We start from the raw sequence: 19473 nt of genomic DNA, 5'->3' as shown, positions 1-19473 counted from the left end.
GAAGAAAATATCGATTCAACACAAAACGGAATAATTACGTTTTAGTTTGCGAACCTAGTATAATACATCTTTATGAAAGTTGCAATAAATAATAATCATTACGATTTGATTTTGTTATAAATCTGTCAAAAAGAAGGGTATTAATTTTTATGATTGGTGCATATATGACAATGTTACTTTCATATATTGGGAGGGAGCAGAAAAAAGGGGATGAGCGCTTGGGATACATTATGGAGGCTATCTTTTTAATACTTGCGGTTGTTTTGCCATTAACTTTTGTTTTAATCTTTTTAAGAAGACTAATAAGTAATTTAGGGGATGCTACAACAATTACGAAATTGCCAGTGGAAGAAAAAGAAAAGAAAAAAGAGTAAGTAAAGTACTATGCTTACGCATAGTGCTTTACTTATGATAAAATAATAAAACGGAAACTCCTATTAGCGACTATCAGCAAAAGGAGAGAAAAGTAAATAAAGAGGTATGCATATATATGAATGAACGAACAGCGTTAGTACTTGGTGCAAGTGGATTAGTTGGACAAGAAATAACGCGTCTATTACTTGACTCAGATTACTACGATTCGGTTACTATTTTTGTAAGGGAACCATTGAAATGGCAACATGAGAAATTACAGCAGAAACAGGTGGATTTTTCGGTATTAGAGGAATATAAAGAGTTTTTTGCGGTAGATGATGTATTTAGTTGTTTAGGAACTACGATTAAAAAAGCGAAATCGAAGGCGAATTTTAAAAAAGTAGATTATGAATATACGTTACGAGCTGCTTGTTTAGCTGAAAAACAAGGTGTGCAAAATTTCCTTGTTATTTCATCAATGGGAGCAAATCCTAAATCATTTTTCTTTTACTCGCAAGTAAAGGGGAAGATGGAAGAGGAGTTGCAAAAGCTAGTTATTGGTGGTATTCATATTTTTAGGCCTTCATTATTAGTAGGAAATCGACAAGAATTTCGTTTTGGAGAAAGAATGGCTGAGAAATTATCTCGTATTATTCCGTTTATATTTAAAGGTGCTTTTAAAAAGTATAAACCAATCTCAGCGAAAGACGTAGCGAAGGGAATGTATATAACAGCGTTACGTGAAGAGTCGGGTATCCATATTTATAATTCAAATGAAATTACAACGATAGAATAAATAAAACCGAGAAGAATGACTTTTACTGAAAGACCAAAGAAATAAAGTTTGAGGCTTGAATTAACAGTAAATACATGTTGTTTAACAATTAACACGACAATTTATAATTTAAATTCAAAAAAAGAAGGATAGAAAGGCAGAAGAGATATATGCTATTTCTATCCTATTTTTGTACTACAAGTGACCTCATTTACTACAACAACATTTTTAGAATCTTATTAAACTATCGCATGCTTTAGGTTAATAAGAATTTTTTATTTCATTTAAAAATACACTACTATCATATATCCATTGTTTTTGATGCCAATAAGTCATTAGGATATACTGCCCATTTAGAAGCGATCTTACCGAGCATTGTTTTCAGATTTGTTTGAGTGAAATCTGAAAACGATTGGGCTCCACAGATATAAAGGCTGTGTATATTTTCGTTATTTTGTATTTTTTTGGAAAATCACAAAAAAAGGAGGCTGTACTAATGAGTAAAAAAGAAATATTGCAAAGTGGAGTCAAGCAAGTTTTTTACGAAGAAGAATGGTATCCACCGATATCAGAAGCGTTAAAGAATCTTACCGCTGCACAAGCATGTTGGCAACCAGAAGGAAAGGCCAGTAATACGATTTGGGAAAATGTAAACCATTTACTAACCTTTAAAGAGCGCTTACTTTCCCGCTTACATCAAGATGACACATTTGTTGCTCCACAAAATAATGATGACACGTTTGTCCAAGGTGGGCCTAATGATGATGATGATGCTTGGCAACAAACAGTGAAGCGAACACTTCAAGTACATGATGCCTTACAATCTTCATTAACATCCCTTCAAGAAGCGGAACTGGATCAACCAAGTCCATCTCTACCAGTTTGGCAACAATATCTGAATATCCTTTTGCACGATGCTTATCATACAGGACAAATTGTACAGCTTCGCAAACTCCAAGGTTCATGGCCAGCTCAGCGTTCATATTTATAAGCGATGATTAAAATTGCTTGAGTTTCACACCCAACAAAACAATTGAAAGTAGTGATAAAAAACATAAAAAATAGGTGTATCAAGCAAAGTGTTGATACACCTTAAAACTACATTGTTAAACAACATGCGTCGTCGTGTAGTATACCTTATATATCTTTAATTACTTTAGATTCAGTATTACATATTATTCTCGGTTTTATTTATTCGTATGGATTTTCCCGGGTGCTCGCTTGTATTGATACGGTTCTTGTAATTCAAAGCCAAGTTCATTGGCGGCTATTCTTGGGAAATACGGATTGCGAAGTAACTCACGTCCGATAAAGATTAAATCTGCTTCGTTTTTATTTAAAACTTGCTCCGCTTGTGACCCAGTCGTAATCAATCCAACTGCACCAGTTGCAATCTTAGTATGTTCTTTAATATGTTTGGCATATTGTACTTGATACCCAGGATAAACATCAATGTGTGCTGGGACAACTGCACCTGAACTACAGTCAATTAAATCAACACCTTGTTCTTGCATCCATTTTGTATACTGAACATAATCTTGAACAGTTAAACCTTCAGGATGATAATCATTAGCAGAAATACGAACAAACAACGGCCCAGTCCAAACTTCATTTACTGCATCAATGATTTCACGTAAGAAGCGATAGCGATTTTCTTGTGTACCTCCATATTCATCGGTTCGCTTATTGGAAAGTGGAGAAAGAAATTCATTAATAAGATAACCGTGGGCACCGTGTAATTCAATAACGTCAAAGCCAGCTTCTTTAGATCGTAAAGCAGCTCTTTGAAAAGCTAAAACAGTTTCTTTAATTTGCTGTTTATTCATTTCTACTGGTATTTTCATTCTATCGTTAAACGGAATTGCTGAAGGAGCTAAAGCATCCGTTTCTAATTCAGCCTTTCTTCCGGCGTGAGCGAGTTGAATGGCAGCTTTTGCACCGTTATCACGGATGAATGTTACGGTTTTGTGTAAACCTTCAACAAGACTATCATCCCAAATACCGAGGTCCTTATTAGAAATACGTCCTTCAGGTACAACTGCCGTTGCCTCAATCATAACGAGGCCGACTTGCCCAGCTGCTCGAGTCCCATAATGAACAAGGTGAAAATTGGTTACCTGTCCATCTTCATTTTCTGATGAATACATACACATAGGTGACATAACAATACGGTTTTTTAGCGTAACACCTTTAATTGTATAAGGTGAAAAAAGCATTGGAATCCCCCTTTGTTTGAATTTTCTTTCATTTTATCATTTTGTTTGTAGTTTCCCTAGTGAAACGCTTATACGCAAAATTTTGTCAATCCGTGTTACAATGACAAATATGAAAAGAATTGGAGGATGACGTATGTATCGGGCTTATTATGAAAATGAATTAGGCTTGCTGGAAATTACAGCGAATACGAAAGGAATTACGTCTGTTATATTTGTTGAAGAAAGAAAAGAAGAACTTAAAAATGAAATTGTTGAACAATGTATAGATGAATTAGATGAATACTTTAAAGGTAAAAGAAAAGAGTTTACAGTTCCATTGTCTGCTGAAGGAACAACATTTCAAAAGAATGTATGGGATGCACTTTATACTGTTCCATATGGCGTAAGTGCTTCATATTTAGATATTGCGGAGAAGGTTGGGAATACGAAAGCTGTACGAGCGATAGGAGGAGCAAATAGTCGGAATCCAATTTCTATTATCGTTCCATGTCATCGTGTGATTGGAAAGAGTGGAAAGCTTGTTGGGTATGCGGGTGGTTTATGGAGGAAAGAGTGGTTATTGAAGCATGAAGGCATTATAAAATGAAGTATGGATGGAAAGAGGGATTGTTTTGAAATGTATAAATTGTGGGCGACCTTGTACTAATGATCAGTTAAATTGTGCAAATTGTCAGCGAAACTTGCATAATGAACAAGGTGAAGGAAGCTCGCTAATAGACAGAGAGTTAGAAGTATATGTAGGGAGAAACTATCCACATTATAAAAGAAAATGGGAGCTAGAAAATAAACGAATTGCTAGGTGGAGCTGGAATGGATGGGCAGCTATTTTTAATGTAGGATGGCTTGGTTATCGGAAGTATTATTTACCTGCTGCTTTATTTGTATTGTTATTAGTAGCATGTGATGCATTTTCTTATTATATGGGATTCAATGTAGCGTTGCCAGTTATTAATATGGTTCCCCTTACATTTCTATTACTCGTTTTTATTGTATTTGGCATGGGGATTTTTGCGAATGGATTATATTATCAATTTGCAGAAAGGCGTATATATCGTATTAAGGCACGGGGAATTGAAGATGAATCGGTTGAAGAGTATCTTATTCGTGATAGTGGTGGAACGAGTAAAATGGGGGCGACAATCGTTACTATTTTGACCATTGCAACTATTTTTTTCAGTCATTTCTTTTTTCCGACGGATCGAGACATTATACAAAAAGTACGTACAAGCTCGCTTTATGAATACCCGTTCTTTTCGATTGGTGAATCGTTTGAAAGTTATTTCCAAAATTCAGGGTGGGTATATTATCGCGGATCGGAAGGACTGGAACTAGTAGAATTTCAAGGATACAGCCCAGGGATGCCAAGACAAAAAGTTACGATTCAATTTATTGTTGATTATAAATTGAGTGAAATTGAGCCATACTCACTTACGATTAACGGTGAATCTAAAAGTGAAGAAGAGTTTTTGAAGATGATGGAAGAAATATTTAAGGTTCAAAATCCATTTGACTTAGAGGATGGATTACAAGTAAAAGCAGTGCAAAAAGAAGCGGATGGAAAGCAATTTCTAACTGCTTCTTTTCTGTTTATAAAAATAAATATTTAAAATAATCAGAATCTTTTGTATAATGGTATATATTATACAGGCTTTCATTTATACATATAGATTGGGGGAAGGAAGAATGAAGAGAAAGGTAACAACGATTGCTGCAGTTGCATTATCGACTAGTGTGTTAGTTGCAGGTTGCGGAAATGGGGAGAAGGCATCTACAACGAAGAAAGAAGCAAGTAAGGGAGTAGCAGATAAGCAAGTTTTAAACTTACTGGAAACAGCAGAAATTCCTTCAATGGATACGTCAAAATCAACGGATTCCGTATCTTTCCGCGCCTTTGTAAATGCAATGGAAGGATTATATCGTTTAGATAAGGATAATAAGCCAACGCCAGGTATGGCAAAAGATGTGAAGATTAGTGAGGATAAAACAACATATACATTTGAATTACGAGATGCAAAGTGGTCTAATGGCGAGCCAGTTCGAGCGCAAGACTTTGTATATGCTTGGCAACGTGCATTAGATAAAGCAACAGCTGCTGAGTATGCATTTATTTTATTTGATGTGAAAAATGCACAGAAAGTAAATAAGGGGGAATTACCTTTAGATCAATTAGGAGTTAAAGCAAAGGATGATAAAACGTTAGTGGTGGAATTAGAACAACCAGCGCCGTATTTCCTTGAACTTACTTCGTTCCCAACATTTTTCCCTTTAAATGAAAAGTATGTAAAGGAACAAGGGGATAAATATGCATTAGAAGCAGATAAACTATTGTACAATGGACCATTTACAATGAGTGAATGGAAACATGAACAAAGTTATCAGTTAAAGAAAAACCCTAATTATTGGGATAAAGATACTGTAAAGTTAGAAGAAATAAATGTAAGTGTTGTAAAGGAAACAAGCACAGGAGTAAATTTATATGATAGTGATCAAGCAGATCGAGTTATTCTAAGTTCTGAATTTGTTGATAAATATAAAAAGAGTAAGCCAGATGAATTTAAAACGAAGCTAGATCCACGTATGTATTTCTTACGCTTTAATCAACAAAATGCAACATTTAAAAATCAAAAAGTTCGTGAAGCAATTGATTTAGCATATGATAAAAAAGGAATTGCAGATGTTATTTTAAATGATGGCTCATTGCCAGCATACTTCTTAGTACCTGAAAAATTTACGACAGGACCAGATGGAAAAGACTTCCGTTCTGTAAACAAAAATTTCCGTGATAATAAAGATAATGCAGCAAAAGCAAAAAAATTGTGGGAAGAAGCGAAAAAAGAACTTGGTCAAGATACAATTACAGTAGAATTACTAAATGATGATAACGGTAGTCGTAAAAAAGTGAGCGATTTTATTAAAGAAGAGTTAGAGAAAAATTTACCGGGCATTAAAGTGAATTTGAAACAACAACCATATAAACAAAAACTAGATTTAGAGAAGAAGCTACAATATGAATTCTCGTTATCTGCATGGGGCCCAGACTATCCAGATCCAATGACGTACATTGATATGTTCGTTACAGGAAGCTCATTCAATGAAATGGCTTATTCTAATCCGAAATATGATGATTTAGTAGCGAAATCCAAAGGGGAACTATTAAAGGATGACGCAGCACGCTGGAAAGCACTTGCAGAAGCTGAAAAAATCTTAATTGGTCAAGATGCTGCAATCTCTCCTACGTATCAACAAAGTACAGCTTATTTAGAGAAGCCGTATGTAAAAGGTATTGCTAACCATACGTTCGGTGGGGACTTTAGTTATAAATGGGCATATATTACAAAAAAATAGTATAATAAAAGATGAGTGAATTTTCACTCATCTTTTATTTGTATAGGGAGGAACCTTACGTGTTGAAAGGAATCAATCATCTATGTTTTTCAGTTTCAAATTTGGAAAAATCTATTATGTTTTATGAGAAAGTATTAGAAGGAGAATTGTTAGTTAAAGGGATAAAACTTGCGTATTTTAATATATGCGGAGTTTGGGTAGCACTTAATGAGGAAGTAGATATTCCAAGAAATGAGATTCATCAATCTTATACGCATATTTCATTTACTATTGAACAGGAAGATTTTAATTGTTTGTTAAAGCGATTAGAAGAAAACGAAGTTCATATTTTAAAAGGCCGAGAACGTGATGTGAGAGATTACGAATCTATATATTTTCTTGATCCAGATGGTCATAAATTTGAGTTCCATTCAGGGACGTTACAAGACCGTCTAAATTATTATAGGGAAGCAAAGCCTCATATGATGTTCTACTGAGGGAGGGAAGGAATTTGCATGCACTTGTAATTGGTGGAACAGGAATGTTAAAGAAGGTTTCTATGTGGCTTTGTAAGCAAGGGTTTCATGTTTCTATTATTGGACGAGATAATGCGAAATTAGAAAATGTTAAGCAAGTATGTAGTGAACGAGAAAAAATTACGAGTCTTTCTTTAGATTATCATAACGAAGAAGATGTAAAGAAATCTATTAAAGAGTCAATTGAACACAATGGCCCAATCACACTAGTTATTGCATGGATACATTCGACTGCTGAACGTGCACTTCCGATAATTTGCGAAGAGATTGAATTGTCGTCTAAGGAATATAGTGTATTTCATATATTAGGTAGTAGTGCATCACGTGCGAAGTTACAAAAAATAGGCGGGGCATTATGCAGTTATTATAGAATTATATTAGGGTTTATTTTAGAAGATACATATGCAAGGTGGCTTACTCATGAAGAGATAGCTGACGGGGTTATAAAAGGAATTGAAGGGAAATACGCGGAATGGGTTGTAGGGAGAGTTGAGCCGTGGGAATTGCGGCCAAAATGGTAAGGGGGAATAGGAAATGAAGACAACGGTATATGTAACAAGGCATGGTGAGACGGAATGGAATGTAGCAGGGCGGATGCAAGGACGAAAAAACTCAGCATTAACTGAGAATGGTATGATACAAGCGCAACAATTAGGTGATCATATGAAGGATTTACCGCTTCATGCCATCTATAGTAGTCCAAGTGAAAGAACGCTTCATACTGCTGAACTGATTAAAGGAGAACGCAATATACCAATTATTGCAGATGAACATTTCTATGAAATTAATATGGGGGCATGGGAAGGGCAAACAATTAATGACTTGGAAATGCAGTATCCAGAAGAAGTACATTTATTTTGGAATGAGCCACATCTTTTTCAGTCAACATCAGGGGAAAACTTTGCGGCCGTTCATAAGAGGGTAATAGAAGGGCTACATATACTTTTAGAAAAGCATAAAGGTGAGAGTATATTGATTGTCTCTCATGCTGCGGCAGCGAAATTACTTGTAGGGCATTTCGCGGGTATTGAAATTGAAAATGTGTGGGATGATCCATTTATGCATAGCGCGAGTCTCAGTGTGATTGAATTTGATGAAGATCGTGGTAAAGTAAAACAATTTGCAGATGTAAGTCATTTTCAGTGAACGTAAAAAAGGTCGCAACGCGGCCTTTTTTTGTTGACATAAAAAACTAGCAATTACGTTTTTTATACCAGAAGTGATCGAATTTCTTATGTTTGCAGGAAGGGAACTTATGCCCACCGTCTTTGCAACCATGCCATTTGTTTCCGTCATGATCACACGAATCATCGCAAGAGCCACCATTACTATGAGGGAAGAATACACTTTTTTTACAGAAACATCGTTTTGTCCAGAAAAATTTCTTTTCAAAGCGCACACACTTTGTAACAAAAGTGCATTTTTTTACACGAGTACGTTTTGTAACTAAAACGCATTCTTTTCTACGCGTCACTTTCGTAACGAACGTCCATTTTTGAACGCGTACACGAGTACATTTTGTAACGAAAGTACAATGGTTCACGCGAGTACATCTTGTTCTTGTACAATTACGTCCTGTTGTACTTTTAAGTGTGATGATGAGAGAATTTATCATCATCACACTTAAAAGTACTTGGATCTTGGTGTAAGAAATCCTCCATCCCAGCACTTTTGATTTCTTCAACAGCTTTTCTAATATCACGTTTCATAGAAATCCTCCTTATCATGTATTAAAGTGAAAAGGTATTCTTTTTCCTTAACATGATATGAATTTAGGCATCTTTCTGAACAGGACAAGAGTGTAATTTAATATAAATAGATGATTGCAGATGTATGGACAAGACAAGGCGCATACATTGAATGAAGAGAACTGGGAAGGGATGAGAAAATATGCTACCTTTATATGATTTTTTTATTCATCCAATGTACTTAGTGGAATTGAAAAAAGATATTTGGTCAGATAGTCCAGTGCCAGCAAAGTTAACATTTGGAAAAAAGAAGTATGATATTGATATCGTTTATCGAGGTGCTCATATTCGCGAGTTTGAGAAAAAGTCTTACCATGTTAAATTTTATAAACCGAAAAAATTTCAAGGGGTAAAGGAATTTCATTTAAACTCTGAATTTATGGATCCATCGCTTATTCGTAACAAATTATCACTCGATTTTTTTAATGATATTGGGGTACTTTCACCGAAGTCACAGCATGTATTTATAAAAATAAATGGCCAAATCCAAGGCGTATATTTACAGTTAGAATCGGTTGATGAAAACTTTTTAAAAAGTAGAGGGTTACCGAATGGTTCTATTTATTATGCAATAGATGATGATGCGGATTTTTCTTTAATGAGCGAGAGAGACAAAGATGTTAAAAGCGAGCTTTTTGCAGGATATGAATTTAAATGTTCGAATGAAAATAGTGAAGAGCAACTGAGTGAATTTGTTTTTCAAGCAAATACACTATCAAGGGAAGAGTATGAAAAAGAAATTGGGAAATACCTTCATGTTGATAAATATTTACGGTGGTTAGCTGGAGTGATTTTGACTCAAAACTTTGATGGTTTTGTTCATAACTATGCGTTATATCATAATGATGAGACAAACTTATTTGAAGTTATACCGTGGGATTATGATGCAACTTGGGGGCGAGATGTACAAGGAAGACCACTAAATCATGAGTACATTCGTATTCAAGGATATAATACGTTAAGTGCAAGGTTGTTAGATATACCCGTATTTAGAAAACAATATCGAAGTATTTTAGGGGAAATATTAGAAGAACAATTTACAGTTTCGTTTATGAGGCCGAAAGTAGAAGAAATGTGTAAATTGATTCGTCCGTATTTACTACAAGATCCATATATGAAAGAAAAAATAGAAACATTTGACCAAGAGGCTGATATGATTTTTCAATATATAAATAAAAGAAGAAAATATATAGAAGAGCATCTTCATGAATTGGATTAATTTTGAAGGAGATTGGAACATTATCAATCTCTTTTTTTGTATAATAAAGATGTACCAAAAAAGTAACATAGTATTTATTTGATAGAGAATGGGGTTGTGTAAAGATGACGGTTAAATGGATTGATTGGGTAAAACAAATACAGTCGATAGCACAAGCTGGTTTAACGTACTCCAAAGATGTGTATGATATAGAGCGTTTCCAACAATTACGAGACATTTCAATTTCAATGATGTCACATTACACAAAAACAGATTGGGAAGTAGTAGAGAAATTATTTGCAAGTGAGACAGGCTATCAAACTCCTAAAGTTGATATACGAGCGGTAGTGTTTCAAAATGACAAATTATTATTTGTGAAAGAAAAAAGTGATGGGAGATGGGCATTACCAGGTGGATGGGCTGATGTTGGTTATACTCCAACAGAAGTCGCTACTAAAGAAGTTTTAGAAGAGACAGGCTATGAGGTAGATCATTTTAGGCTACTAGCTATATTCGATAAAGAAAAACATCAACCATCTCTATCAGCTACACATGTATATAAAATTTTTATAGGTTGTGAGATTGTTGGTGGAGAAAAGAAATTAAGCATTGAAACAGAAGATATAGATTTCTTTAGTGAAAACGAAATACCTGATTTATCAAATGCTAGAAATACAGAATGGCAAATTAAAGAAATGTTTGCGTATATGAAAGATAGAAATAAAGAAAGGCTACTGGACTAATAATTAATCGGTCTCGTTTGTTATATTTACGTTGATTATTAGTCGACACGCCCGTAAATAGAGGGATAGTAAAGTTAATTTTGTATCATGCTAAGGGTATATTGAAAAAAGGTTGTACATATTCTTTTAACAAAAAATAAGAAGGCGTATTCCTCTTCAAAATCTATGATTCAGATGAAGAGGTTCACATGATTATATTGGCAGATGGCAATCTTTATGTGATAATGGAGGGTATGTGAAGAAAAAAGGAGATAGAAAAGAATATGTTAGCGAATATAATAGATCAGTTATTACAATTCTTTGCAAGTCTAGGATACTTCGGGGTAGCACTAGGTTTAATGATTGAAATAATTCCAAGTGAAATTGTTCTTTCGTATGCAGGGTTTTTAGTTGCGCAAGAAAAAATTAGTTTTGTCGGGGCTGTTATCGCAGGAACAATCGGTGGTACTTTAGCGCAAATCTTTTTATACTGGCTTGGATATTACGGAGGGCGTCCGGTTGTTGAGAAATATGGAAAATATCTGCTTATTAATAAACATCATTTAGACATAGCAGAAAATTGGTTTAAGCGTTATGGAGCTGGAGTAATATTTTCGGCACGTTTTATCCCAGTTGTACGTCATGCAATATCTATTCCGGCAGGATTAGCAAAGATGCCTTTAAAACTCTTTACACTTTATACAGTAGTAGCGATTATCCCATGGTCAATTCTATTTATATACTTAGGAGAAAAGCTTGGTGGAAATTGGCGTCATATTAAAGAGTATGCATCTGATTATACACATTACATAATTATAGGAGCAGTCCTATTTATAGCTCTTTACTTCGGTTTAAAGTATTTGAAAAAGAGAAAAACAACTCGTTAAAGTCAATGATTTTTCATTGGCTTTTTTTATTTGTTCCAGTTCTAAAAAAAAGAAGTTGTCCATAATGTGTAATAATAAAGCGTAGCGGGGGAATGTGATGAAAGGATCACCGTTTTTACGTGGAACGATATTTTTAACGATGGCAACGATGATATCTAAAATGTTAGGGTTTATATATGTTATACCATTTACAGCAATGGTGGGTACGAGTGGCTACGTATTATACACGTATGCATACCGTCCTTATACAATTATGTTGAGTATTGCAACGATGGGATTACCACTTGCCGTTTCAAAGATGGTTTCAAAGTATGATCAACTCAATGATTATCATACTGTTAAGAGAGTACTAAAGAGTGGTATCGTTTTTATGGTCATTATGGGCGTTATTTCTTGTTTAGCATTATATATGTTAGCACCACATTTAGCTAAACTTGTGATTGATGGAAATGATCAGTCGGGGAATAGTGTGGTAGCTGTCACGCACAATATTCAAATTGTAAGTTTTGCGTTAATACTTGTACCAGTAATGAGTTTATTGAGGGGATTCTTTCAAGGATTCCAATCGATGGGACCGTCGGCATTGAGTGTTGTTGTCGAACAGTTTTTTCGTGTTTTAACGATTTTGATAGGAAGTTTTGTAGTTTTATATGTTTTAAAAGAATCAGTGTCGTTAGCGGTTGGTATTTCGACTTTTGGAGCATTTATGGGTGCAGTAGGTGGATTAATTATTTTGAGTGCTTATTATATGAAAAGGCGAAAATACTTGAAACAAAAGGAGATAGCAAGTATTCCCCAGACAACGAAATCTTTTTTTTCATTATATAAAGAGTTATTTACATATTCCATCCCATTTGTTGTAGTCGGTTTGGCAATTCCGTTGTATCAAACAATTGATACATTTACAATTAATAAACTATTAATACAAGTAGGGTATATGCAAGGAGAAGCAGAAAAGATTAATGCGATAATTGGCCTTGTTCAGATGGTTGTGCTAATCCCAGTTTCTGTTGCTACGGCTTTTAGTATGTCTCTCGTACCCGAGATGACGAAAGCTTATACAGCGGGAAATGAGAAGCTGCTGTATAAACACTTTACGAGGACGAATTTATTGGTGGTGGGGATCACGGTACCAGCGGCAATAGGAATGATGGTATTAGCAAAGCCAGTATATACTCTATTATTTGGCGCTGGAAATGATCCGGAGATGGGGAGTATCATTTTGCAATATTATGCCCCTGCTTGTATACTATTTTCACTATTTACGGTAACTGCTGCGATGTTACAAGGAATTAATCAACAACAGAAAACAGTGCTAGGATTAGTAATCGGAATTATTGTAAAGATAGTATTAAATATTGTATTGCTACCTTATTTTGATTTTGTAAGTTTTATCATTTCAACATACGCTGGCTATACGATTTCAGTCGGTTTTAACTTGTGGATGCTTTCTAAATATGTTATAAAGGCAACATAAGCTTTTTTAAAGGCAGAGAACACTCTGTCTTTTTCTATGTTTACAAGATTTTTCTTAAAAAAACGTTTTCAAAATAATTTTTCTATTGAAATTTAATCGTTTGTTTCATATGCTGAAAATGGCGGTTTAAAAACTGTTGTTTAAGTGAGGTAGATTCCTACATGTAAAAAGAATCGGGGTGATAGTATGTTAAATATTTATTTAACAGACCGAAACGGAAAACTACAAGAGATTGAGGAAATGCAAAAGGGTTGCTGGATTAATGTACTTCATCCAACTGAAGAAGAAATTCAGTATCTAGTACAAACTTTAAATGTAGACTTAGATTTCATTAAAGACCCTTTGGATGATGAAGAACGCTCTCGTATTGAAAAGGAAGACAATAATACTTTAATTATCGTGGATATTCCGACAGTTAGACATGATGAAGAAGGAAATTCGATATATGACACGATTCCAATAGGTATGATTGTAATGCCAGATTGTTTTGTTACAATTTGTTTAGAAGAAAATCCAATTTTTGAACGCTTTATTAATCAACGTATTAAGGAATTTTATACGTTTAAAAAGACGCGATTCGCACTTCAGCTCTTATATACAATTTCTACTTATTATTTAAGATACTTAAAGCAAATTAATCGAAAAACTATCGATTTAGAGCACCAATTAAATCAGTCGATGAAAAATAAAGAAATTTTTACGTTGCTAGGCCTTGAAAAAAGTTTAGTTTACTTTACAACATCATTAAAGGCTAACAAAATTGTTATTCAAAAATTAATGCGTAACAGTACATTTTTAAAAATGTATGAAGATGATCAAGATTTATTAGAAGATGTATTAATTGAAAATAAGCAGGCAATTGAAATGGCAGAAATATATAGTCACATTTTAAGCGGAATGATGAATACATTTAGTTCGGTTATTTCTAACAATTTAAATAGTGTTATGAAACTGTTGACTTCTATTACAATTATTTTATCATTACCAACAATGGTTTCTAGTTTCTTTGGAATGAATGTAAAGGTTCCGTTTGAAGGTGAGGCTCAAGGTTTTGTAATTGTAATAATAATATGTGTAACATTATCTTTCGCTTTAGCATTTGTTTTTTGGAAGAAACGTTACTTTTAACCATAAGAAAGCTGCTCTAGCATAGTTATAAAACTGCGCTAGAACAGCTTTTTTGCTATAAAATCTTGATTTTGGAATAGAATATAATTTGTAAAATGTAATGTGTATTAAAGTTATGAATTCCGTATAAGTCTTGTCCAAATAATAAAATGGGGTTAAAATTACATATTGTTAATGAAAAGTTGGAGGACATACATCATGGAATTGTTTCAATTACCGAAAGCATTCCTGCAAATGAATACAATCTTTATATCGATTTTAATCGAAGCACTTCCGTTTGTGCTAATTGGTGTATTTATTTCAGGATTCATTCAAATGTTTGTGACAGAAGATATGGTGGCAAAGTGGATGCCTAAGAATCGATTTCTGTCTGTTCTATTAGCTACTTTTTTAGGAATGATGTTTCCTGGGTGTGAATGTGGAATTGTTCCGATTGTAAGAAGATTAATTGGAAAAGGTGTTCCGCCATATGCTGGAATTGCATTTATGCTAACTGGACCAATTATTAATCCAGTTGTATTATTTGCAACATATGTTGCCTTTGGGAGTAGTATGCACATGGTATGGTATCGCTCTATTGTAGCGATTGTCGTAGCAATTATTGTTGGAGTTATATTATCATTTATGTTTAAAGAGCATCAATTAAGAGATGACCACTTCCCAGAAGTGAACCATAAGCGTCCATTACGTAAAAAAATGTGGGATGTATGTACACATGCTGTTGAGGAATTTTTCTCAATGGGTAAATATTTAGTGTTAGGAGCGTTAATTGCTGCCGCAGTTCAAACGTTTGTACAAACTTCAACGTTGCTTGCTATTGGGCAAGGTCCGTTTTCTTCATCAGCTGTAATGATGGGACTTGCTTATATATTATCACTTTGTTCAGAGGCAGATGCATTTATTGCTTCTTCGTTCCAAAGTACATTTTCAACAGCGTCACTAGTCGCGTTCCTCGTTTATGGACCGATGGTGGATATTAAAAATATGTTTATGATGCTTGCGACATTTAAAACAAGATTTGTAATTGTTGTGATAGTTACAGTTACACTTGTTGTTTATGCAAGCTCACTACTCATTTATGCGATGGGGTGGTAGGTTATGTTTCGGGTATATATATTACTAGGTTTCACAATTTTAATTGGGCAGCTTCATATTTCCGGTAACATTACGAAATATATAAATATGAAGTATGCTTATTTATCAAAAACTGCAGCTATTATTTTAGGTTTCTTAACGCTTGTACAAATTATTATCGTTTTCCAGAAAGAGCATCAAAAGGAAAAAGAGAAACAAGATTGTAGTTGTGATCATAGCCATTGTGGGCACGATCATTCGAAAGATGAAAATACATGGTGGAAAAAAGCATTTTCGTACACATTGTTCTGTTTCCCGATTATTTCAGGATTATTTTTCCCAATTGCAACATTAGATTCGGACATTGTTAAAGCGAAGGGGTTTCATTTTCCTGTTGCACAAGCGGAAAGTAAAGATCCATTTATGACAAGACAATTTTTAAGACCAGATACGAGTATTTATTACGGAAAAGAAGGATATCGTGGTGTAATGGAAAAAGGGAAGAAAGAGTTTGTTACAAAAGACAATATTGCATTAAAAGATGAGGATTTCCTCAAGGGTATGGAGACAATTTATAATTATCCTGGTGAGTTTACTGGTAAAACTTTATCTTTTAAAGGCTTTGTTTTCCGCGATGACTCTTCAAAAAAAGAACAATATTTCTTATTCCGTTTCGGTATTATACATTGCGTAGCGGATTCTGGTGTATATGGTATGTTAGTAAAAAAACCAGAAGGTGTAGAGTGGAATAATGATGACTGGATTCAGGTAGAAGGAGAAATAACAACTGAATTTTACCAGCCGTTTCATGCGAACATTCCTGTGTTAGAAGTAACGAAATGGAATAAAGTCGAACAGCCGAAAGAACAATATGTATTTAGAGGAGCCGATTGATAAAATCGGTTCTTTTTTATGGACTAAAAGTTCTAAAGATTGTTAATATTAAACATGTAATTCACCTAGTGTAGTAATTATTGAAATATTAGGGATAAATAATTAAAGGGGCGATAACAATGGCAGAAGTAAAGGGGAAAACTGCAAATGAATCAAGAGTGTTTAAAACGAGTCGAGTATTTCCAACGGATTTAAATGATCATAATACGCTATTTGGTGGGAAAATATTAGCGGAGATGGATATGGTTGCTTCGATTTCAGCAACGAGACACTCAAGAATGGAATGTGTCACAGCGTCTATGGATTGGGTAGACTTCTTACATCCAGTTCGTTCAACAGATTGTGTAAGTTATGAATCTTTCGTAATTTGGACGGGAAGAACATCTATGGAGATATTTGTTAAAGTTGTAGCGGAAAATTTAATTTCAGGTGAAAAACGTGTAGCGGCAACTTCATTCGTTACTTTTGTTGCACTGAGTAAGGAGAACAATCCAGTTCCTGTACCGCGTGTTATCCCAGAAACAGAAGAGGAGAAAGAATTACATCGAATTGCTGTATTACGTGCAGAACAGCGCCATATTCGTAAGGCAGAGAGTAAGAAAGTAGCTAAACTGCTAACTTTTTGATGATAAATACTTTTTCTTTTCGTTTAATATTTCAATAATAGGCGAAAAAAGTTTGAAATGAAAAGCGGACACCTAAAAATAGGTGTCCGCTTTTATAGTTTTTTCATCCGCATATCGTATTACAATAACTGCTTAGCAGAAGCAAGCAGCACCGACGATAATTAAGAGGATAAATAATACAACTAGTAGCGCAAATCCATTACCATGTGCGAAGCCCATTGTTATTTCCTCCTTTTATTTTAAGATACAACATACAATATGCAGATGAGCTCTTGTTTGATATGGACGTATATCATGTAATGACATATTTTTTGTATGATAATGTTTTAAAAAAGGAAAGATATAGGAATAACAGTATGTGGAGAAAGGAATTTATCCATGAAGCACTTTGTCATTGTAATACTTTGTTTTATAGGTGTATTCACTTGGATGAACATCGATGTGGAAATGGGGAAAAAAATGGCTAGTGGTTATGAATTAGAAAAAATTCGATCAGGGGATTTTCAACTATATACGAACGGTGATGAGTTATATAGGAATTTATTTGATGATATAAATCGCGCAGAAAAGTACATATATATTCATTTTTATATTGTAGGTAAAGATGAAGTAAGTCAAGAGTTCTTACGGTTATTAGAGAAAAAAGCATCTAGTGGTGTAGATGTGAAATTGTCAGTAGACCGGATAGGTGGATATAAGCTTAAGAAAAAGATAATTAGTCAATTAAAAGAAAAAGGCGTGAGGTTTACATTCAGTAAAAACCCTAAATTTAAAAATTTATTTTTTTCTTTGCATCAACGTAATCACAGACGCATTGTTACTATAGATGGGAAAGTATCGTACATCGGTGGTTTTAATATCGGCAAGGAGTATCTTGGACAGGATCCTAAATTTGGTCCGTGGCGTGATTATCATGTACGCATCGAAGGGGATGGAGCTGCTGATATGGAACGGAAATTTGCGGAAGATTGGCAGGAAGATACGGGAGAAAAGGTTCCTATACATCATGGTTTACCTGTACAAGGAAATGTAAAATATCAATACGTATTTTCGAATGGAAAAGGTTTATGGCAGGAATATGGGGCACTATTAAAGAAGGCGAAACATTCCTTAATAATCGCCACACCATATTTTGTACCGAGTAAAGAAATGATGCAGGGGCTAAAAGATGCATTAAATCGAGGTATTCGTGTAAAAATTCTCGTCCCGTTTAAGAGTGATGCTGTAATGCTGAAACAAGCAGCTTACCCACATTTAAAAGAAATGCTTATGGCAGGGGCAGAAATCTATCAATATCGAAATGGATTTTTTCACGGGAAAGTAACAATTATTGATGATGAAATTGTTGATGTCGGTACAGCAAACTTTGATAATAGAAGTTTTTATTTAAATACTGAATCTAACTGCTTTATTTATGATAAGAAAGTAGTAGCAGAAGTATGGAGCCGACTTGAGGAAGACTTTCATAAATCTAAACGATATTCTGAAGCAGATTTTGAGAAAATTAGTAGCTGGGATTGGTTTCTAGCAAGAATAGCGAATGTTGTCGCAGCATATTTATAGTATATAGATGAAATAGGAAGGCGGTGCAATAATGGATTGTATGAAAGAATTGATGAGATATAGTTACACACTTATATATAAAGTTGGAGAGTATACGAGCATGGTTCGAGATAAAGAATTAAAGGATATATTACAGCATCATTTACCGTATATGTTGCAGGCATATAATGAACAAGTGAATTTTCAAGAAGGAGAAAATGTACAGCATATAACTTGTGAACAAATGTGGCCTGATTTTACTGAGATAGATATGGAAACAGGTAATGAATATACAGGGGATATTGGGATTGCCATTTGCTATATTTCACATTTGAAACGATTGGCATTAAAGTTTGCTCAAGTGGCAGTGGAAGTTGCGAACCCAGAGTTTCGTTCTTTTTTGGAAAATTGTTTTGTAAAAATGAATCGTTATGCTTATAGTGTTTGGCAATATGTTATGAAGAAGGAATATAAGATTAAACATGTATATGAAAATGAGAAGTTTGCATGAAAAACTAAGGCGGAATGAAAGGCGCCTTAGTTTTTTTTCGTCTAATGAGAGGGTTAGTTAGAAGAATTGAGAAAACCGGTTTTGTTATCGGTAAATTTACAAAAGTTTACCATATCTTTACTGTTTTTAAATCTTCCCTTTAAAAATAAAGAGTAATATAGGGTTGTACATATTCTATCAAAAGGAGGAAACGCAAATGAACAAATGGGTTAAGTCATTAACTGCTATGGCACTTGCAAGCTCTTTATTAATGGTAGGTTGTAGTAAAGGTGAGGATAAAAAGAAAGAGGATGACATGACAACACAGCAAGATGAAAAAAAAGATAAAGAAACAAGCGGAACAGAGAAGTCTTCTGATTCAAAAGAAAAGAAATAAATGGATAACAGAGCTTCCTCACATATACGAGGGAGCTTTTTTGTTGTATATTTGTAAGTTTTGCGGAAAAATAGAGAGAAAGAAT

The 19473-nt window shown here is 34.3% G+C and carries 22 protein-coding genes and 1 pseudogene; 20 read left to right on the top strand and 3 right to left on the bottom strand.

What is annotated here, in order from left to right; all coding sequences use genetic code 11:
• Window positions 1-149: 149 nt before the first annotated feature.
• The 3 genes from ACTFQM_RS05335 (at window position 150) to ACTFQM_RS05325 (ending at window position 2120) form a co-directional block, all read left to right on the top strand.
• Entirely contained in the window at window positions 150-374 is a 225-nt protein-coding gene (locus tag ACTFQM_RS05335) for a hypothetical protein (protein WP_025149950.1), read from the top strand.
• Between the two features lie 116 nt (window positions 375-490).
• On the top strand, window positions 491-1150 hold the full coding sequence (locus ACTFQM_RS05330) for an oxidoreductase (protein WP_002171516.1): 660 nt from the start codon (window positions 491-493) through the stop codon (window positions 1148-1150).
• A 475-nt stretch (window positions 1151-1625) separates the two neighbouring features.
• Window positions 1626-2120 (top strand): DinB family protein, encoded by a 495-nt coding sequence (locus ACTFQM_RS05325; protein ID WP_440033668.1) that lies wholly within the window; start codon window positions 1626-1628, stop codon window positions 2118-2120.
• A gap of 196 nt (window positions 2121-2316) precedes the next feature.
• Here the strand turns inward: ACTFQM_RS05325 and namA are convergent, their stop codons facing one another.
• Window positions 2317-3345, bottom strand: a complete 1029-nt coding sequence (gene namA / locus ACTFQM_RS05320) for an NADPH dehydrogenase NamA (protein WP_440033667.1) — start codon at window positions 3343-3345, stop codon at window positions 2317-2319.
• Between the two features lie 133 nt (window positions 3346-3478).
• On the opposite strand from namA, the gene ACTFQM_RS05315 reads away from it, so the two are divergent.
• The 6 genes from ACTFQM_RS05315 to ACTFQM_RS05290 all read left to right on the top strand — a co-directional run bounded on the left by ACTFQM_RS05315 (window position 3479) and on the right by ACTFQM_RS05290 (window position 8351).
• On the top strand, window positions 3479-3931 hold the full coding sequence (locus ACTFQM_RS05315) for a methylated-DNA--[protein]-cysteine S-methyltransferase (RefSeq protein ID WP_002171519.1): 453 nt from the start codon (window positions 3479-3481) through the stop codon (window positions 3929-3931).
• A gap of 25 nt (window positions 3932-3956) precedes the next feature.
• Entirely contained in the window at window positions 3957-4952 is a 996-nt protein-coding gene (locus tag ACTFQM_RS05310; RefSeq protein WP_265620660.1) for a DUF2628 domain-containing protein, read from the top strand.
• A 76-nt stretch (window positions 4953-5028) separates the two neighbouring features.
• On the top strand, window positions 5029-6690 hold the full coding sequence (locus ACTFQM_RS05305) for an ABC transporter substrate-binding protein (protein ID WP_440033666.1): 1662 nt from the start codon (window positions 5029-5031) through the stop codon (window positions 6688-6690).
• A gap of 59 nt (window positions 6691-6749) precedes the next feature.
• Window positions 6750-7166, top strand: a complete 417-nt coding sequence (fosB, locus tag ACTFQM_RS05300; protein WP_440033665.1) for a FosBx1 family fosfomycin resistance bacillithiol transferase — start codon at window positions 6750-6752, stop codon at window positions 7164-7166.
• Window positions 7167-7180: 14 nt separating this feature from the next.
• Window positions 7181-7726, top strand: a complete 546-nt coding sequence (locus ACTFQM_RS05295; protein ID WP_440033664.1) for a short-chain dehydrogenase — start codon at window positions 7181-7183, stop codon at window positions 7724-7726.
• 13 nt (window positions 7727-7739) lie between these two features.
• Window positions 7740-8351, top strand: a complete 612-nt coding sequence (locus ACTFQM_RS05290; protein WP_440033663.1) for a phosphoserine phosphatase 1 — start codon at window positions 7740-7742, stop codon at window positions 8349-8351.
• 46 nt (window positions 8352-8397) lie between these two features.
• On the opposite strand, the pseudogene ACTFQM_RS05285 reads toward ACTFQM_RS05290, so the two are convergent.
• Window positions 8398-8914: pseudogene (locus tag ACTFQM_RS05285) on the bottom strand (CotG/ExsB N-terminal domain-containing protein).
• A gap of 181 nt (window positions 8915-9095) precedes the next feature.
• Here ACTFQM_RS05285 and cotH point away from each other — a divergent pair.
• The 8 genes from cotH (at window position 9096) to ACTFQM_RS05245 (ending at window position 16959) form a co-directional block, all read left to right on the top strand.
• Window positions 9096-10172 (top strand): spore coat protein CotH, encoded by a 1077-nt coding sequence (gene cotH / locus ACTFQM_RS05280; protein ID WP_440033662.1) that lies wholly within the window; start codon window positions 9096-9098, stop codon window positions 10170-10172.
• Between the two features lie 104 nt (window positions 10173-10276).
• Window positions 10277-10894 (top strand): NUDIX hydrolase N-terminal domain-containing protein, encoded by a 618-nt coding sequence (locus ACTFQM_RS05275; protein WP_002171528.1) that lies wholly within the window; start codon window positions 10277-10279, stop codon window positions 10892-10894.
• 263 nt (window positions 10895-11157) lie between these two features.
• A complete protein-coding gene (locus ACTFQM_RS05270) occupies window positions 11158-11760 on the top strand; it encodes a DedA family protein (protein WP_025149941.1) in 603 nt (200 codons plus the stop codon).
• A 97-nt stretch (window positions 11761-11857) separates the two neighbouring features.
• Window positions 11858-13237 carry a putative polysaccharide biosynthesis protein gene (locus tag ACTFQM_RS05265; RefSeq protein WP_002171530.1) on the top strand — a complete coding sequence of 460 codons (1380 nt, stop codon included), beginning with the start codon at window positions 11858-11860 and terminating at the stop codon, window positions 13235-13237.
• Window positions 13238-13423: 186 nt separating this feature from the next.
• Window positions 13424-14365 (top strand): magnesium transporter CorA family protein, encoded by a 942-nt coding sequence (locus tag ACTFQM_RS05260; protein WP_002171531.1) that lies wholly within the window; start codon window positions 13424-13426, stop codon window positions 14363-14365.
• Between the two features lie 198 nt (window positions 14366-14563).
• Window positions 14564-15460: a permease gene (locus tag ACTFQM_RS05255; RefSeq protein WP_002171532.1), complete on the top strand. Its 897-nt coding sequence runs from the start codon at window positions 14564-14566 to the stop codon at window positions 15458-15460.
• 3 nt (window positions 15461-15463) lie between these two features.
• Complete coding sequence (locus tag ACTFQM_RS05250) at window positions 15464-16333, top strand: TIGR03943 family putative permease subunit (protein WP_002171533.1); 870 nt, start codon at window positions 15464-15466, stop codon at window positions 16331-16333.
• A 119-nt stretch (window positions 16334-16452) separates the two neighbouring features.
• Window positions 16453-16959, top strand: a complete 507-nt coding sequence (locus tag ACTFQM_RS05245) for an acyl-CoA thioesterase (RefSeq protein WP_328052851.1) — start codon at window positions 16453-16455, stop codon at window positions 16957-16959.
• Between the two features lie 132 nt (window positions 16960-17091).
• Here the strand turns inward: ACTFQM_RS05245 and ACTFQM_RS05240 are convergent, their stop codons facing one another.
• Entirely contained in the window at window positions 17092-17178 is an 87-nt protein-coding gene (locus tag ACTFQM_RS05240; protein ID WP_000505094.1) for a YjcZ family sporulation protein, read from the bottom strand.
• 159 nt (window positions 17179-17337) lie between these two features.
• Between ACTFQM_RS05240 and cls the strand changes: the two genes are divergently transcribed.
• The 3 genes from cls to ACTFQM_RS05225 all read left to right on the top strand — a co-directional run bounded on the left by cls (window position 17338) and on the right by ACTFQM_RS05225 (window position 19388).
• The gene (gene cls / locus ACTFQM_RS05235; RefSeq protein ID WP_440033661.1) at window positions 17338-18522 is read left to right on the top strand and encodes a cardiolipin synthase; all 1185 of its coding nucleotides are present in this window, start codon (window positions 17338-17340) and stop codon (window positions 18520-18522) included.
• A 31-nt stretch (window positions 18523-18553) separates the two neighbouring features.
• The gene (locus ACTFQM_RS05230) at window positions 18554-19012 is read left to right on the top strand and encodes a spore coat protein (protein WP_440033660.1); all 459 of its coding nucleotides are present in this window, start codon (window positions 18554-18556) and stop codon (window positions 19010-19012) included.
• 196 nt (window positions 19013-19208) lie between these two features.
• Window positions 19209-19388, top strand: coding sequence for a hypothetical protein (locus ACTFQM_RS05225; RefSeq protein ID WP_025149936.1), 180 nt, complete (start codon window positions 19209-19211; stop codon window positions 19386-19388).
• Window positions 19389-19473 lie beyond the last annotated feature (85 nt).

It is taken from the genome of Bacillus cereus group sp. MYBK30-2 (assembly GCF_051915945.1).
Classification (GTDB): Bacteria; Bacillota; Bacilli; order Bacillales; family Bacillaceae_G; genus Bacillus_A; species Bacillus_A paramycoides.
This window is presented reverse-complemented; position numbering and strand designations above follow the sequence as displayed.